The 16,071-nt window shown below is 64.7% G+C and carries 13 protein-coding genes; 10 read left to right on the plus strand and 3 right to left on the minus strand.

The annotated features are described in order from the left end of the window. Positions 1-21 precede the first annotated feature (21 nt). Positions 22-987: a malate dehydrogenase gene (locus tag HMPREF3227_RS06370; protein ID WP_066511345.1), complete on the plus strand. Its 966-nt coding sequence runs from the start codon at positions 22-24 to the stop codon at positions 985-987. Here HMPREF3227_RS06370 and panC read toward each other — a convergent pair. Together panC and panB are read right to left on the minus strand one after the other, a co-directional pair. Continuing rightward, complete coding sequence (gene panC, locus HMPREF3227_RS06375) at positions 984-1,778, minus strand: pantoate--beta-alanine ligase (protein ID WP_066511349.1); 795 nt, start codon at positions 1,776-1,778, stop codon at positions 984-986. The genes HMPREF3227_RS06370 and panC overlap by 4 nt on opposite strands. Beyond that, complete coding sequence (panB, locus tag HMPREF3227_RS06380; RefSeq protein WP_066511355.1) at positions 1,778-2,587, minus strand: 3-methyl-2-oxobutanoate hydroxymethyltransferase; 810 nt, start codon at positions 2,585-2,587, stop codon at positions 1,778-1,780. Before panB ends, panC begins: the two co-directional genes overlap by 1 nt. Before the next feature lie 94 nt (positions 2,588-2,681). Between panB and HMPREF3227_RS06385 the strand changes: the two genes are divergently transcribed. From HMPREF3227_RS06385 to HMPREF3227_RS06400, 4 genes are read left to right on the plus strand one after another with little or no spacing between them, the layout of a single operon-like run. Beyond that, positions 2,682-5,411 (plus strand): valine--tRNA ligase, encoded by a 2,730-nt coding sequence (locus HMPREF3227_RS06385; RefSeq protein ID WP_066490518.1) that lies wholly within the window; start codon positions 2,682-2,684, stop codon positions 5,409-5,411. After that, positions 5,411-6,955 (plus strand): bifunctional folylpolyglutamate synthase/dihydrofolate synthase, encoded by a 1,545-nt coding sequence (locus tag HMPREF3227_RS06390; protein ID WP_066511358.1) that lies wholly within the window; start codon positions 5,411-5,413, stop codon positions 6,953-6,955. The genes HMPREF3227_RS06385 and HMPREF3227_RS06390 overlap by 1 nt, the downstream gene beginning before the upstream one ends. Then, a complete protein-coding gene (locus HMPREF3227_RS06395; protein ID WP_066511365.1) occupies positions 6,956-7,795 on the plus strand; it encodes an ATP-grasp domain-containing protein in 840 nt (279 codons plus the stop codon). Positions 7,796-7,828: 33 nt separating this feature from the next. Further along, entirely contained in the window at positions 7,829-8,305 is a 477-nt protein-coding gene (locus HMPREF3227_RS06400; RefSeq protein ID WP_066490525.1) for a DUF4233 domain-containing protein, read from the plus strand. 3 nt (positions 8,306-8,308) lie between these two features. Here the strand turns inward: HMPREF3227_RS06400 and HMPREF3227_RS06405 are convergent, their stop codons facing one another. Next, on the minus strand, positions 8,309-10,540 hold the full coding sequence (locus HMPREF3227_RS06405; RefSeq protein ID WP_066511367.1) for an HtaA domain-containing protein: 2,232 nt from the start codon (positions 10,538-10,540) through the stop codon (positions 8,309-8,311). A 214-nt stretch (positions 10,541-10,754) separates the two neighbouring features. Between HMPREF3227_RS06405 and HMPREF3227_RS06410 the strand changes: the two genes are divergently transcribed. The 5 genes from HMPREF3227_RS06410 (at position 10,755) to rpmA (ending at position 16,063) form a co-directional block, all read left to right on the plus strand. After that, positions 10,755-11,072, plus strand: a complete 318-nt coding sequence (locus HMPREF3227_RS06410; protein ID WP_070540863.1) for a hypothetical protein — start codon at positions 10,755-10,757, stop codon at positions 11,070-11,072. 39 nt (positions 11,073-11,111) lie between these two features. Then, entirely contained in the window at positions 11,112-11,522 is a 411-nt protein-coding gene (gene ndk, locus HMPREF3227_RS06415) for a nucleoside-diphosphate kinase (protein ID WP_066492532.1), read from the plus strand. Between the two features lie 235 nt (positions 11,523-11,757). Continuing rightward, positions 11,758-15,279, plus strand: a complete 3,522-nt coding sequence (locus HMPREF3227_RS06420) for an Rne/Rng family ribonuclease (RefSeq protein WP_066511377.1) — start codon at positions 11,758-11,760, stop codon at positions 15,277-15,279. A 159-nt stretch (positions 15,280-15,438) separates the two neighbouring features. Next, positions 15,439-15,744, plus strand: a complete 306-nt coding sequence (gene rplU / locus HMPREF3227_RS06425; RefSeq protein ID WP_066492512.1) for a 50S ribosomal protein L21 — start codon at positions 15,439-15,441, stop codon at positions 15,742-15,744. Positions 15,745-15,784: 40 nt separating this feature from the next. Continuing rightward, positions 15,785-16,063, plus strand: coding sequence for a 50S ribosomal protein L27 (gene rpmA, locus HMPREF3227_RS06430; protein WP_066492511.1), 279 nt, complete (start codon positions 15,785-15,787; stop codon positions 16,061-16,063). The last annotated feature ends 8 nt before the right edge of the window (positions 16,064-16,071 follow it).

The following is a 16,071-nucleotide window of genomic DNA, read 5'->3' on the forward strand; positions in this document are numbered from 1 at the left end:
AGTCGTGTGAAAGGAACTGTGATGACTTCTGCTCAGCGTGTGACGATTACGGGCGCGGCCGGCAATATCGGCTACGCCCTTGCTTTCCGTGTGGCTTCCGGCGAGGTCTTCGGCAAGGACGTGCCGGTCGACTTGGTGTTGCTGGAGATTGAGCCCGCGAAGCAGGCCGCGACCGGCGTGGCCATGGAGCTTGCCGATGCCGCCTTCCCGCTGCTCCAGTCCGTCACCGTCACCACCGACTTGGAGGAAGCATTCACCGGCACCACCGCCGCGTTCCTCGTCGGCTCCCGCCCGCGCACGAAGGGTATGGAGCGCGCTGACCTGCTCAGCGCCAACGGCGCCATCTTCGGCCCGCAGGGCAAGGCCATCAACGACTTCGCGGACCGCGACGTCAAGGTGCTCGTCGTGGGCAACCCGGCGAATACTAACGCGCTCATTGCCTCGAAGAACGCTCCGGATCTGGACTCACGCCAGTTCACCGCTCTCATGCGTCTCGACCACAACCGTGCACTGAGCCAGCTGGCCGAGAAGACCGGCAAGCGCACGACGGACTTCACGAAGGTCGCGGTCTGGGGCAACCACTCCGCTTCCCAGTTCCCGGATCTCACGTTCGCCGAGGCAAATGGCGAGAAGGTCGAGGTCGACCAGGCCTGGTACGCCGATGAGTTCATTCCGCGCGTGGCCAAGCGCGGTGCCGAGATCATCGAGGTCCGCGGTTCGTCGTCTGCTGCGTCGGCGGCCTCGGCGGCCATCGATCACATGCGCGACTGGTTCGCCGGCACCGAGGACTGGCGCACCGCCGCTGTTGTCTCGGACGGCAGCTACGGCGTGGACGAGGGACTCATCTGCGGCTTCCCGACCATTGCGCGCGACGGTAAGTGGGAGATCGTTCAGGGCCTCGAGCTCAGCGACTTCCAGAAGGAGCGCATCGAGGCCTCCGTCGCCGAGCTGCGCGCCGAGCGCGAGGCCGTGAAGGATCTCCTCTAGCTCAGCTCGAGGTTGTCAATGAGCCGGACCGGGCCGACCCACGCTGCACACAGCGCGAGGGCGGGGCGCTGGTCCGGCTCGACTGCGTTCAGGGTAAGCGGGTCGACGACGACGAGGTAGTCGAGCCTGTCGATCATCGCGCGGGCCTTGTCAAGCGTGGCGCCGTCGCGCAGCGCGAAGAGCGCCTGGGACAGCTGGAGGGCCTGCGGGCGCTCGTCGGGGGAGAGGCGCTGGTTGCGGCTGGACTCGGCGAGGCCGTCGGCGGCGCGGACGATGGGGACCGCCACGATGTCGACGGGCAGGTCGAGGTCGGCGACCATGCGGCGAATGATAGCGACCTGCTGTGCGTCTTTCTGGCCGAAGTAGGCGCGGTCCGGGCGCACGAGGTTGAACAGCTTGGTCACGACGGTGGCGACACCATCGAAGTGCCCGGGGCGCGTCACACCCTCGAGGGCCTCGCCCATGCGGCCGGTGCGTACCCAGATGGCCTGGCCGTTCGGGTACATCTCCTCCGGCGAGGGCGCGAAGACTGCGTCGACGCCGAGCGACTCGAGGAACGCGGCGTCCGCGTCGAGGTTGCGCGGGTATTCGCGGTAATCCTCGCAGTCGCCGAGCTTGTCGAACTGCAGGGGATTGACGAAGACGGAGACAACCACGGTGTCGTTCTCTTCGCGTGCGCGGCGCACGAGTGAGGCGTGGCCGCCGTGGAGCGCGCCCATGGTGGGAACCAATCCGACCGAGCCAGTGCGTTGGAATGCGAATAGTTGAGCTTTAGTGGTGAGAATCTGCATTAGTCCTGAAAGCTTTCTGCCTCGGAGGGGAAGGAGCCGGAGTTGATGTCTGCGATGTAGGAGGAGACGGCCTCGGTGAGCGTGGCGCGCAGGTCTGCGTACGTGCGGGAGAAGCGCGGGGCGACGGTGGACAGTCCGGCCATGTCGGTCCATACGAGGATCTGGCCGTCGGTGTCGGCCCCGGCGCCGATGCCGATCGTTGGGATGTCGATGGTCTTCGTGACGCGCGCGGCAACGGGGGCCGGGACCATCTCGAGGACGACGGCGAAGGCGCCGGCGGCGGCGAGGGAGGAGGCATCGGCAAGCAAGCGGTCGGCTTGGTCCCCGCGGCCCTGGACGCGGAAGCCGCCCAAGGCGTGGACGGACTGGGGCGTGAACCCGATGTGCGCGCAGACAGGGATGCCTGCGGCGACCAACTTCTCGACGGTGGGGGCGAGCTCCGCGCCGCCCTCGAACTTCACGGCGTGCGCCCCGGTCTCCTTCATGACGCGGACAGCGGATTCGAGCGCCTGCGAAGGCGAGGCCTCGTAGGAGCCGAAGGGAAGATCGACGACGACGAAGGCGCGTTGTGTGGCGGCGACGACGGCCTTGGCCATGGTGATGGTTTCGTCGAGGGTAAGGGAGAGCGTGGTCTCGCGGCCGTAGACGACATTCGCGGCGGAGTCACCGACGAGGAGGAGTTCGATGCCAGCTTCGTCAAAGATACCGGCGGTGAGGGCATCGTAGCTGGTCAAGCATGAAAACTTGGTTCCTTGTGCATGCGCGTCGAGGAAGTGGCGCGTGCGCAGGCGGGTTACTTGTGAAGACATGGAAAGCAATGTAGCGCCGGGCGCGCGCGGGCGGGGGAAAATGCTGGAATGGGGGTAAGAATTCGGCGTTGACGCACAGGGTAGACTTGGCCGGGTGACTGAGCGAAATGACAAGAATTTAGTTGGTACCAACCGCGCCGACGCGCTGCCCAAGTCCTGGGATCCGCAGTCGGTCGAATCTGACCTCTACGAAGGCTGGGTGAAGGCGGGCTACTTCACACCGTCGGCCGAGTCCGAGGCCGAGCCGTATTCCATCGTGTTGCCGCCGCCGAACGTCACCGGTCAGCTGCACATGGGCCACGCCTTGGACCACACGCTCATCGACTCGATTATCCGCCGCAAGCGCATGCAGGGCTTCGCTACGCTGTGGCTGCCGGGCGCGGACCACGCGGGTATCGCGACCCAGACCAAGGTCGAGGCCAAGCTTAAGGAGACCGAGGGCAAGTCCCGCTGGGACTACGACCGCGAGGAATTCATTGAGAAGGTCTGGGAGTGGAAGCGCGAGTACGGCGGAACTATTCAGAATCAGATGCGCGCCATCGGCGACTCCGTGGACTGGTCCCGCGAGCGCTTTACGCTTGATGATGGTCTCTCTCGCGCCGTCCAGACTATCTTCAAGCAGCTCTACGACGAAGGCCTGATCTATCAAGCCAACCGCCTGGTCAACTGGTCGCCGGTGCTCGAGACCGCCGTCTCCGACATCGAGGTCGTCTACAAAGACGTCGAGGGTGAGCTCGTTTCCATTCGCTACGGCTCCCTCAATGACGACGAGCCGCACCTCATCGTGGCCACGACCCGTGTGGAGACAATGCTCGGCGACGTCGCGATTGCCGTCCACCCGGACGACGAGCGCTACAAGGACCTCGTCGGCCAGGAGTTCCCGCACCCATTCCGCGACGACCTCACGCTCAAGGTCATCGCCGACGACTACGTGGACATGGAATTCGGCACCGGCGCCGTGAAGATCACCCCGGCCCACGACCCGAACGACTACCAGATGGGCCTGCGCCACAACCTGGACATGCCGAACATCATGGACACGACCGGCCATATCGCAAACACGGGCACCCAGTTCGATGGTTTGACCCGCGAAGAGGCCCGCGTGCAGATCCGCGAGGCGCTCGCCGAGCAGGGGCGCATTGTCAAGGAAATCCGCCCCTACGTCCACTCCGTGGGCCACTCGGAGCGTTCCGGCGAGCCCGTCGAGCCGCGCCTGTCCCTGCAGTGGTTCGTCGCCGTGGAGAAGCTCGCCAAGTACTCCGGCGACGCCGTCCGCGAGGGCGATACCGTCATCCACCCGACCTCCCTGGAGCCGCGTTACTTCGACTGGGTCGATGACATGCACGACTGGTGCATCTCGCGCCAGCTGTGGTGGGGCCACCGTATTCCGATCTGGTACGGCCCGGACGGCGATATCGTCTGCGTCGGCCCCGACGAGGAGCCGCCAGCTGGCTACGTCCAGGACCCCGACGTCCTCGACACCTGGTTCTCCTCGGCGTTGTGGCCCTTCTCCACGCTCGGCTGGCCGGAGAAGACCCCGGATCTGGAGAAGTTCTATCCCACGAACGTGCTCGTCACCGCGTACGACATCCTCTTCTTCTGGGTCGCTCGCATGATGATGTTCGGCACCTTCGCGGGGGCTCATACCCCGGAGCTCCTCGGCGAAGGCAAGGACGGCCGTCCGCAGATTCCGTTCCACGACATCTATCTGCACGGCCTCGTCCGCGACGAGCAGGGCCGCAAGATGTCCAAGTCGCTCGGCAACGGCATCGACCCCATGGACTGGGTCCGCGACTACGGCGCGGACGCCCTGCGCTTCACCCTCGCGCGCGGCGCCAACCCGGGCGTTGACCTGCCGCTGGGCCAGGACGCTGCCGCGGCCTCCCGCAACTTCGCCACGAAGCTCTTCAACGCCACGAAGTTCGCGCTCATGAACGGCGCGGGCGTGGGCGAGCTGCCCGCTCGCGACGCGCTCACGGATGCCGACCGCTGGATCCTCGACCGCGCCGAAGAGGTCCGCGTTCAGGTGGATAAGTACCTGGACGACTACCAGTTCGCCAAGGCCAACGAGCTGCTCTACCACTTCGCGTGGGACGAGCTGTGCGACTGGTACGTCGAGATTGCCAAGACGCAGATCCCGCGCGACTTCGATTCGGCAGAAACGTCAGACGCGGAGCGGCTGACCGGCCACAATACGCAGCTCGTTCTGGGCCGCGTCCTCGACGTGGTCCTGCGCCTGCTCCACCCGACCATGCCGTTTGTCACCGAGGTCCTGTGGAAGGCTCTCACCGGCGGCGAGACCATCGTCGTCGCCCCGTGGCCGACGCAGGAGGACACCAACGGTGGCGCCGAGAAGGACGAGGTTGCTGCGCGCCGCATCGCGGACGCGGACAAGCTCATCACCGAGCTGCGCCGCTTCCGCTCCGACCAAGGCGTCAAGCCTTCGCAGAAGGTCCCGGGCCGCCTCGATTTCGCCGCCTGCGATCTAGTGCCGCTCGAGGCTATGATCCGCAACCTCGCCAACACAACCGAGCCGGAAGACGGCTTCGCGCCGTCCGCGTCCATCGAGGTGCGCCTCACCCAGGCCACCGTCGAGGTCGCACTGGATACCTCCGGCACCGTCGACGTCGAGGCCGAGCGCAAGCGCCTGACCAAGGACCTGGGCAAGGCGGAGAAGGAACTTGAGCAGACCGGCAAGAAGCTCGCCAATGAGGCCTTCCTTTCCAAGGCTCCCGATACCGTCGTGGAGAAGATCCGCACCCGCCAGCAGGTTGCACAAGAAGAGGTCGAGCGCATTACCGCACGCCTGGAGGCACTCAAGTAGTGGCAGACAAGAAGGACAGCAAGGACGACGAGTTCGAGATCGTCGACGCACTTGCCGAGGGCACCGCGGACAGCCCGGTGGAGATCACCGACTCCGGGCTCACGCTCAACCTCGGCATGGGTTCCGAGGACGAGTACGAGGAGCCCGCGCCCGCGGAGGACACCCCTGAAGAGCTGGCTCAGCTGGCAGCACTCGAGGCGGAGCTCAACGCGCGCCCGCGCGAGACGGATCCGAATCCCTCGCTCGACCGCGTGGAGATGCTCCTCGACATCTTGGGCAACCCGGAGAAGACTTTCCCGGCCATCCACATCGCCGGCACGAATGGAAAGACCTCAACCGCTCGTCTTACGGATTCGCTCCTGCGCGCCTTCCACCGCCGCACCGGCCTGTTCACCACGCCAGCACTGAGCAGGATGACCGAGTGCATCGTCATCGACGGCAATCCCATTCCCGCGCGCGACCTCGTACGCATCTGGGAGGAGATCGCCCCTTACGTGGCGATGGTCGACGACAAGTTCGCCGGGCAAGCCCCGATGAGCAAGTTCGAAGTCCTCGTGGCGCTGGCCTTCGCGGCCTTCGCGGACGCTCCCGTCGACGTCGCCGTCGTCGAGGTCGGCATGGGCGGCACCTGGGACGCCACGAACGTCATCAACGCGGACGTCTCCGTCATCACGCCTATCGGCATGGACCACATGAACTGGCTGGGGGAGACCCTCCCGGAGATCGCTGAGCAGAAGGCCGGTATTATCAAGCCGCGCCCGCACGACGAGGGCTTCGACGCCGGCCCGGACGAGAACATCGCGATCATTGGCGTGCAGGAGCCCGACGCCATGAAGGTCCTCCTCCAGCGCGCCGTAGACACTGACTCTGGTGTCGCGCGCGAGGGCTCCGAGTTCGCCGTCGCCGAGTCTGCTGTCGCCGTGGGCGGCCAGCAGCTCATTCTGCGCGGCCTGGGCGGCACCTACGAGGGCATCTTCATTCCGCTCTTCGGCGAGCACCAGGCCCACAACGCGGCCACCGCTCTCGCCGCTGTGGAGGCCTTCTTCGGCGCCCACGCTGGCCACGCCCTCGACATCGCAAGTGTCCGCAACGGCTTCGCCCAAGCCACGGTCCCGGGCCGCTTCGAGCGCTTGCGTGCCAACCCGGCGGTCTTCGTTGACTCCGCGCATAACGCGCACGGCATGCGTTCGCTCGTCGCCGCGCTCGACCGCGACTTCGACTTCGCAGACGTCACCGCCGTCGTGTCCATCTTCGGTGACAAGGACGTCCTCGACATCTTGAAGACGCTCGAGCCCGCTGTCAATCGCGTGGTCATCACGCAGAATTCCAACCCCCGCGCGATGGAGATGGAGGAGCTCGCGGAACTCGCCGCCGACGTCTTCGGCGACGAGCGCGTCTACACCGCGCATACCATCCTCGACGCGGTGGACCAGGCTATCGAGCTCGCCGACGAAGACGGCGCCCAGGCCTTCGCGGGCAAGGGCATCATCATCACCGGCTCCGTCGCCACGGCCGGCGAGGCCCGCACCCTCCTGGGAGCGTAGATGGGCTGGCTCGTCCACAACGCGTGGCTCAACTGGCCGGTCTTTGACCGCCAGTTCGGCCTGCTTGAGGACGCCGCCCGCGCCCGCGGGCTCACGCTGGACCGCGTCACCAATGCCCATGCCCAGCTTGTCGATGCCCCCTCCTTCGCCCTGGCCTTCGACAAGGACGTCGCACTCCTCCGGCTCCTCGAGGCCCGGGGCACGCGCGTATTCAACTCCGCCGCGGCCGTCGAGACTTGCGATTCCAAGGCGCTCACGTACCCGGCCCTGCTCGCCGCAGGCGTGCCTCAGCCGGATACGTTGCTCGTGCCGCTGCGCTTTGCCCCGCAGACCGCCTGGGGCAAGTACGCCGACGCCGCCATCGACACTCTCGGGCTCCCGCTCGTGGCCAAGCGTGCCCGCAGCTCCTGGGGCGCGGGCGTGGAATTAGTCGAGTCCCGCGCCGGACTCCTGGACTTCCTGTGCGGCCTGGGCACGGAGGACGCCGTCCTCCAGCGCTTCATCGCCGCGGCCACGGGCACGGACGCGCGCCTCTACTTCGTGGGCGATGACCTCGTCGCTGCCATGATCCGCCGCAGCTCCGGTGACTTTCGTGCGAATATCGCAGCCGGCGGCACGGCCGAGGCCTTTGCTCCCGATGCCGCCACCATCGCGGCTGCGCGGGGCGCTATGGGCGCGACCGGCCTCGACTTCGGCGGCATCGACGTGCTCTTCGATGCCGACGGCGCGCCGCTTATCTGCGAGGTCAATTCCAACGCTCAATTCGTGGCGCTCACGGAGACCACCGGCGTCGACGTCGCAGGGGCAATTCTGGACCACGTCGCGGCCCGTATTAATTAGACTTGCCCTGCCGGTTTTGGCAAACTCACTTGCATGACTTCGCGCAACAACAACCGTGACGAACTGCGGGGCAAGCCCCGCGTCGAGTCAGAGGTAGGCCCGCTGGGCATGGGGCACGCCCCGGCCAAGGACCCGCTCAAGCAGTTCACTGGCATGGTGCTGGCCAACGGGCTCACCATGGAGGTCATCACGCTGGTCCTCGCCCTGCTGGCGTTGCGCATGCTCTACAACGGCGAGCTGTGGACGACCACCACTATCGCGCTGGTGGGCGCGTGGCTCGCGTTCCACGTCATCATGTTCGCTTTCATTAAGAAGCCGTGGGCGCTCGCCGTCATCTTCGCCGGCCAAATCGTGGGCGCTGCGATGGGCATCTTCATCCACTGGTCTGTGCTCGCCGTTGCCATCATCTTTGCGATGCTATGGGGACTGGCGTTGTATCTGCGCTCCATCATTGTCGAGCGCATGCGCCGCGGTTACCTCACGACGCAACACCTCGACGCTCCGAATTAATCGCTAGAAGGGGAGCTTCGGCAGCTTGAGACCGGGGATCATGCCGTGGATAACGGCGTAGCCGACGCTGCCTAGAGCCGCGAGGAGCGTAAGGATCGGCACGATCCAGGCCACCGTCGCCGAGGCACTCATCGACTCCGGCTTGCTTGACTTCTCCGACTCGGGCTTTTCCGGCTTCGGGTTTTCAGGTTTGGGCTTGTTTGGCTGGGTGTTTTCCGGCTTTGGGTTTTCAGGTTTGGGCTTGCCCGACTCCGGCTGGCCAGCTTGGGCCTTAGCGAGAGCCTGTTGCGCGGCAGCGAGTTTGTCTGCGTCATTGTCGAGCTTGGCGGTGGCGATGTCGAGCTCTGCTTGAGCGATAGCGACATCACGCTGCAGCTCAGCGTTGGTGGGATCTGCGGCCAGTGCCGAGGTGGCATCGTCAAGCTTCTTCTGGGGAACAGCAAGCGCACGCTTGCGCAGCTTAGCCAGGTTGTCTTCCTCGCTGATTGCGGGCGTATCTTCGGACGCGACATCGATGCGGCGCAGGACGTAGTGCTCCTTCCAGTCTCCACGCGACTCGTCGAGAGTGGGCACGAACATGGTGCCGTCCTTGCGAACCAGGAACGTGTTGTTCGTGACATTGGTCGTCTCGCGCCCGTTGGGCAGCGGGAAGGACTTCGTCACGGTGAAGCTGCCCTGCTGGAGCCAGTTGAGATCGCCGGTCGAGCCATTAAGCTGAATGGGCGTGCCGTCTGCGTCGAAGCCGACAGCCGCCCAACCCGGAAGCACGCCAAAGGTCGGCTCGCTCTCGGCCTTGACGTCGCGGGTATCCGGATCGTAAATGAGCGACTGCGCGGCGGCGGCCGACGGATTGGGATTCGAGTTAAAGCGGTAGATGTGCACGCCATCGGTGGACAGCCCGTCGAGGTAGGTGCTCTGGGAAGTGTAGCGCGAGCCCTTCATGAAGGTGGCGCGCTCAGTGACCTCGGTGGCGTCGGGCTTGATGGAGTAAAGCAGCGACTTCGTGGGGAGTTCCTCGCCCTCGAAGTAAGGCTCCGGCGAGCCGTTGTAGAGGAACGTGCCGTCTTTCATGGGCAAAAGCTCCGCCTGGTTCTTCCACGCGAAGTCGTTAGCCCAAATAGTGCCCGGCTCCGCGTCCAGGCGAGTGTCTCCGAAGAGCTGTTCGCCGGTGGGCAGCGGCGCCTCGGTGAAGGTTCCGTTCGACCCTGAAAGCAGCGTTGCGGTGCGGGCGCTAAAATCCTCCGGGACGATAGCAGCAATGACGTCGGTGCCCGGGTGGTAGCCCACCGCGTAGATGTCGTGGGAGGCGGTGGCGGCTACACGCGGGGTGCCGAAGCCGGAATCGGTGATGTCGACTGCCTTGAGCTCGGCGCGGTCGGTCTCGTCGACGTAGTAGAGCACCTTGTGATTCGAATCGTAGGCCGCGAGGCCACGGTTGCCGGTCTGGGCGGGCAAGGCCGCGATTTCCTTTAGGTTGTTGTCAATGAGCGCGTAGCCCTGTCCATCGGGCATGCCGACGAGTACGCCGGTGCCAGTATCGAAGAGCTGGTGCACGCCGTCGTCATAGTCAGCGTGGGAGTTCCAGGTCTGCGTGCGCAGCGTGATGTCCGACTCGACGAAGGTGGCGCCCTCACCGACATAGTTCAGCGCCACGGGATCGAGTCCCTCGCCCACGGAGTAGAACTCGGAGAACATGCGGTTGCCTTCTTCGGTCAGGGTAGAGGCGATATTCTCCCACGAGACGCGTCCGCCCTCGTTGGTGAACGTGGCGGAGCTGGGCTTGAGGGTAGCTATCTTGACGGCCTCTTTGGGTGCGTAGATCTCGTTCTTGAGGTACTGCTTGGAGCTCACGTGAGCCTCAAGGTAGGACTCGGCGGGGGAGAGCACGACCTTCGGGTCTTCGAATCGCAAGTCGAGATCGCACACGCTCGTCATCGGTTGCGAGGCATCCTGGCAGTACTTGCGGTAGAGGATAGTGCCGTTGAACTGGGCCTCGGTTCGCTTCGACTCCTTGTCAAAGGTGACGTCGGTGAGCTCGAAATCAAAGCCATTGTCCGTGCGCGTTGCCCCGTCGCCCACGTAGGTCGCCCCGTTGGTGTAGCTGTTGAAGCTGGCGCGGATGCCCCAGTGCAGGTGACCGTCCGCCGTTGCGGCGGAGGCAGGCACAGTGAGAGGGATGAGGGCGGTGGTGGTGAGGGCGGCAATGAATGTGCCGCGTCGGAAACGAGATGCCACGATGGGGTTCTCCTTGGTCAATGAGATGAAACAAAGGCGGCTGAGTAGCGCGCGCACTCAATAAAGCACAATTAACAAAGGGTAACCTAACCTTCGAGAAGTAAGGGGGTGCTAAGTTTGTGCCGAAGGGTACGTGGGCAGGGTAGATTATTAAATATCTATACTTTTGGGGGTAAAGCGGGATGTGCTGCGTGGTCTCGTTATGCTGGTGCGCATGCGCTACGTTCTCTTCGCTTTCTCTGCATTCTTTTGCCTTGCGGCGATAGGCAGCCAACTTTTTGGTGCGCCGCGCCTCGTCGCCGTGGTGTGCATGGTCCTCGCTGCCCTCGCGCTCGTCATCGGGCTCGTGTACCAGGGGAGGGTCATCGAGAGCCAGGAGAAGGTCCTCAACGAGGAGCAAACGGCCGAGCTGGAGCGGCTGCTCGACAACGGTCAATTCGGCGTCGCAGTGGGGCAGGTACGCCTGTGGTTCCGGGGCACCAGCGAGGAAGAAGCAGAGGCGGTTGTGCACGCGCTCGCGCAAGGCCGATAACGTGCGCGCGGAAGCGGGGCGTCATGTACTATGTTTCGCATGACTGAACGTACCCTCATTCTTATCAAGCCGGACGGCGTTGCCAACGGCCACATCGGCGAGATCATCTCCCGCATCGAGCGCAAGGGGCTCAAGCTCACCGCTATGGACCTGCGCGTTGCTGACCGCGAGACCGCGGAGAAGCACTACGCCGAGCACGCAGACAAGCCGTTCTTCGGCGAGCTGGTCGAGTTCATCACCTCTGCTCCGCTGGTTGCTGGCGTTGTCGAGGGCGAGCGTGCCATCGAGGCATGGCGTCAGCTGGCTGGCGGCACCGACCCGGTCTCCAAGGCCACCCCGGGCACCATCCGCGGCGACTTCGCCCTCACCGTTGGCGAGAACGTCGTCCACGGTTCTGACTCCCCGGAGTCCGCAGAGCGCGAGATCGCTATCTGGTTCCCGAACCTCTAAGCCGTACTCCACTACACCGAAGTGCACAGCCCAGGCCATGTGCCTGGGCTTTTGGCGTTTTCGTGTCCGCGCGCGGACGAGGGTGCGCCGGGTGTGCCAGAATGGGAGGCACGATACTTCTCACAGAATGAGAAGCGTCGACAAGCTTTCATACACACCGCTGCCTCGTGTGGCTGCTGCACCGTTAAGTGCGCGCCCGGGGAGCGACAAGAGAAAAGGTAAGTGAGTAGCAGACGTGGCTGCACCGAAGAACTCTAAGACAACTACACAAGACACCGGCTCGCTTAGCGCCGCGGCGAAGCTCATCGCGAAGCTCGACCGCACGCAGTTCGGTCCGAAGACCCGCCTTTATGCTTTGGCCAAGCAGATTGCTCTGCCGTCCAGCGCCCTCGTGAGCGTCTTCGCCGAGCAGGGCGTGAAGAAGGCCGCCCAGTCCTCGCTGAGCCCGGATGAGGTTGCCGCGGCTCTCGATGCGATTGTCGCTCAGGCAGGCGCTCCCGCCGCCGAAAAGAAGGCCGAGGAGAAGGCTGAAGACAGGCCCAAGAAGAAGGCTGCGAAGAAGGCTGCCAAGACCTCCGCCGAGAAGGCGCCGAAGAAGACCCAGAAGAGGGCCGCTAAGAAGGCAGAGAAGGCCGAGCCGGAGACTGCTGAGCCCGCCGTCGATGAGACCGTCGCACCGGCAGCCGAAGAGAAGCCGAAGAAGCGCGCGACGAAGAAGTCCTCCCGTAAGGCAACGCGCAAAGCTGCCACGAAGAAGACCGAAGCGCAGCCTGTTGCCGAGGCAGCCGAGACCGAGCAGCCGGCGGACGCCGAAGACGAGAAGCTGCGCGAGCGCGTGCGGAAGAACGTCGAGAATGAGATCTCCCAGATTGAGACCAAGGTCGAGGCAGAGCTCGAGGAAGAGAAGGCCGAACTCGCCACGGTGCAGGTCGAGACTCCGGAGGAGAAGCCGAAGAAGTCGCGTCGCCGTGCTACGAAGCGCACGAAGAAGTCTGATCAGGCCCAGGCTCACGAGGAGCCGAAGCAGGAGAGCGCCGAGGACGCAGAGAACGCTGAAGACGCCATGCTGCGCGAGCGCGTGCGCAAGAACGTGGCGAACGAGATCTCCCAGATTGAGGAGAAGGTTGAGGCCGAGCTGGAAGAAGGGCTCGACGACGCCGCTGAAAACACCACCGAGGACGCCGCAGAGCAGGAGCACGACCAGTCCCACGAGCCAGACGTCGAGCAGCTGCACGAGGCGCTGGTGGAAGCCGGCGAAGACTTCGACGAGGACTTCGCGCCTATCACCCCGAAGCCTGAGACGGACAAGTCGGTCGACTATGCGCCGGTCTTCATGGCACCCACCCCGCGCCGCGGGCGCCGTCGCGCTGTGAAGCGCACGTCCCAGAAGCAGGACCCGCAGCAGGAGCGCCAGCAGCACGAGCAGCAGCCACACGAGAATGAGCACAGCTCGAAGCAGCACGACAAGCAGGACCACCACGACGAGCCTGAGCGCATCGAAGAGCCGCGCGCCATTCGCGGTTCGACGCGTATCGAGGCGCAGAAGCGTCGCCGCCGTGAGATGCGTGAGAAGGGCCGCGAGCGTAAGCACATCGTGAGCCAGGCGGAGTTCCTCGCGCGCCGCGAGTCGGTGGAGCGCACCATGGTCGTGCGCGACAAGGAGCGTACGGACGGCCACGGCACCGTGACCCAGGTGGGCGTGCTTGAAGACGGCCTGCTCGTCGAGCACTTTGTGACCTCGGAGTCGCAGGCGTCGATGATCGGCAATATCTACTTGGGCCGCGTGCAGAACGTGCTGCCGTCCATGGAAGCTGCGTTCGTCGACATCGGACAGGGCCGCAACGGCGTGCTTTATGCCGGCGAGGTCGATTGGCGCCGCACGGGCCTGGGCGGCCGCCAACGCAAGATCGAGCACGCGCTCAAATCGGGTGACCAGATTCTGGTGCAGGTCGCCAAGGACCCGATTGGCGCGAAGGGCGCGCGACTGACCACGCAGATTTCGCTCGCCGGCCGCTACCTCGTCTACGTGCCGGGTGGCCGCAATGCGGGTATCTCCCGCAAACTGCCAGTCCCGGAGCGCAAGCGTCTCAAGGAGATCTTGAACCGCGTCGTGCCGGATGATGGCGGCGCAATCATCCGCACGGCCGCAGAGAATGTCTCCGAGGAAGCCATCGGCACGGACGTGCGTCGTCTGCACACGCTGTGGGAGGACATTACCGAGCGCGCGAATAAAGAAAAGAATTCCAAGGGTGCCAAGCCGGTCACGCTCTACGAGGAGCCGGACCTGCTCGTCAAGGTCGTGCGCGACCTCTTCAACGAAGACTTCAGTCACCTCGTCGTCGACGGCCGCCGTTCCTACAACACGGTGGATCACTACGTGCAGTCCGTGGCGCCGGATCTCGCGGACCGCGTGGAGCGTTTCGACCGCCGTGAGCACGGCGGGGCAGACGCGTTTGAGACCTTCCGCATCGACGAGCAGCTCCACAAGGCGCTCAGCCGCAAAGTCTGGCTGCCGTCGGGCGGCACGCTCGTCATTGACCGCACCGAGGCCATGACCGTCATCGACGTCAACACCGGTAAGTTCACCGGCTCGGGCGGCAACCTTGAGGAGACAGTGACGCGCAACAACCTGGAGGCTGCCGAGGAAATCGTGCGCCAGATGCGTCTGCGCGACATGGGTGGCATGATCGTCGTCGACTTCATTGATATGGTCCTGCCGGAAAACCAGGACTTGGTTCTACGCCGCCTCAAGGAGGCTCTGGGCCGCGACCGCACGCGCCATCAGGTCTCTGAGGTCACCTCGCTGGGCCTCGTCCAGATGACACGCAAGCGCCTGGGGACCGGCCTTATCGAGACCTTCTCCACCGAGTGCGAGGCCTGCCACGGCCGCGGGCTTATCATCCACGAATACCCCGTGGACGAGTCCGAGCCGGAGCACCACCACGGCCGCAGCAAGCGCAAGCGCCCCGCGAAGCCGGACCACCCGGCCGCCAAGGCCATGCATGTCGAGCACAAGAACGAGCAGCGCGACGACGAGTACGAGAACAAGCGCGAGGACAAGCCTTCGCTCGAGGACCTCGCGGCCTCCGTCGTTGCGGGCGGCCATGACGCGCAGGAAGATGACCACGAGGAGCGCAAGCCCCAGCGTCGCCGTCGCCGTGGCTCGCGCGGCAGCAACCGCGGCCGCGACAAGCGCGAGGAGCAGAAGCAGGAGGTCGACGCCGCAGAGATCGCCTACGCGGCCGCCGAGCATGCCGAGGAGCTCGACGATGTCCAGGAATTCCAGTCGCATATCCCGGACGAAGAACACGTCTCTGCGAAAGCGGAGACGAATCCAGAAAAGACCTACGAGGAGGCCGTCGCCGAGTTCGAGGCCTCACCGCGTCGTAAGCGCCGCACCCGCGGCAACTCGCGTTCGGACCGCAGGCCCCGCCGCGAGGACTTCCAGCGTGCGCCGGAGCCTTCCGATGTCCCCTTGCAGCAGCCTGAGCAGGAGTCCCCGGCCGAGATCCGTACCGTGAGCTCGCGTGGGCGTCGCCGTGCGGTGCGCCGCGCCACGCGCAGGCAGGCACAAGCCCAGCCAGAAGCGCAGCGTAAGGAGACGGTGGAGAAGCAGTCGACGGAGGAGAAGAGGGCATCGGCAAGCTCGCGCGGACGCCGGCGCGCTGTGAAGCGCTTCGTGAAGACGAGCGAACCTCAGGCTGCCGAAGGCTCGCGTGGCCGGAGGCGTGCGGCGCGTCGCAACCGCGGTTTGTAATTTAGGCGGTGTACGGGGTAGTCTTTGACAGTCGCTGTTTAGGCTTGAGTCAAGCGCTGCATCACCGTGCGCGCGAGAGCCTCAAACGCAATGTAATTTTAATGTCCATTCAGGGCCCGACCGGGTCCTGAGCCGAGTTTAGATAAGGGGTAGCCCTCTATGTACGCGATCGTCAAGACCGGCGGCAAGCAGTACAAGGTTGCTGAAGGTGACCTCGTCAAGGTCGAGAAGATCGAGGGTGAGCCGGGTTCGTCCGTGGCTCTCACCCCGGTTCTGCTCGTCGATGGCGCAACCGTCAAGGCAAAGGCCGCTGACCTGGAGAAGGTCTCCGTCTCTGCAGAGATCGTCGAGCAGGGCAAGGGCCCGAAGATCGACATCCTCAAGTACAAGAACAAGACCGGATACAAGAAGCGTCAGGGTCACCGCCAGCCGGTAACCACCCTGAAGATCACCGGTATCAAGTAAGCCTCAACCGGCTTTTATACCCTTAAAGGAGGGAAACCACATGGCACACAAGAAGGGTGCTTCCAGCTCCAGCAACGGTCGCGATTCCAACCCGCAGTACCTCGGCGTTAAGCGCTTCGGTGGTCAGCAGGTGAAGGCCGGCGAGATCCTCGTTCGCCAGCGCGGCACCAAGTTCCACCCGGGCGAGAACGTCGGCCGCGGTGGCGACGACACGCTGTTCGCTCTCGAGGCTGGCTCCGTCCAGTTCGGCATCAAGCGCAACCGTCGCATTGTGAACATCGTGCCGGCCGAGCAGGCCGCTGCTGAGGCTTCTGCCTAAGCGTTCAC

The organism is Corynebacterium sp. CMW7794 (assembly GCF_001563605.1).
Taxonomy (GTDB): Bacteria; Actinomycetota; Actinomycetes; order Mycobacteriales; family Mycobacteriaceae; genus Corynebacterium; species Corynebacterium phoceense.

Bases quoted from the DNA above. Each gene is read 5' to 3' on its own strand.
- HMPREF3227_RS06370 (WP_066511345.1), top strand. From the start codon at position 22: ATGACTTCTGCTCAGCGTGTGACGATTACGGGCGCGGCCGGCAATATC.
- panC (WP_066511349.1), bottom strand. From the start codon at position 1,778: ATGCAGATTCTCACCACTAAAGCTCAACTATTCGCATTCCAACGCACT.
- panB (WP_066511355.1), bottom strand. From the start codon at position 2,587: ATGTCTTCACAAGTAACCCGCCTGCGCACGCGCCACTTCCTCGACGCG.
- HMPREF3227_RS06395 (WP_066511365.1), top strand. From the start codon at position 6,956: ATGGGCTGGCTCGTCCACAACGCGTGGCTCAACTGGCCGGTCTTTGAC.
- HMPREF3227_RS06400 (WP_066490525.1), top strand. From the start codon at position 7,829: ATGACTTCGCGCAACAACAACCGTGACGAACTGCGGGGCAAGCCCCGC.
- HMPREF3227_RS06410 (WP_070540863.1), top strand. From the start codon at position 10,755: ATGCGCTACGTTCTCTTCGCTTTCTCTGCATTCTTTTGCCTTGCGGCG.
- ndk (WP_066492532.1), top strand. From the start codon at position 11,112: ATGACTGAACGTACCCTCATTCTTATCAAGCCGGACGGCGTTGCCAAC.
- rplU (WP_066492512.1), top strand. From the start codon at position 15,439: ATGTACGCGATCGTCAAGACCGGCGGCAAGCAGTACAAGGTTGCTGAA.
- rpmA (WP_066492511.1), top strand. From the start codon at position 15,785: ATGGCACACAAGAAGGGTGCTTCCAGCTCCAGCAACGGTCGCGATTCC.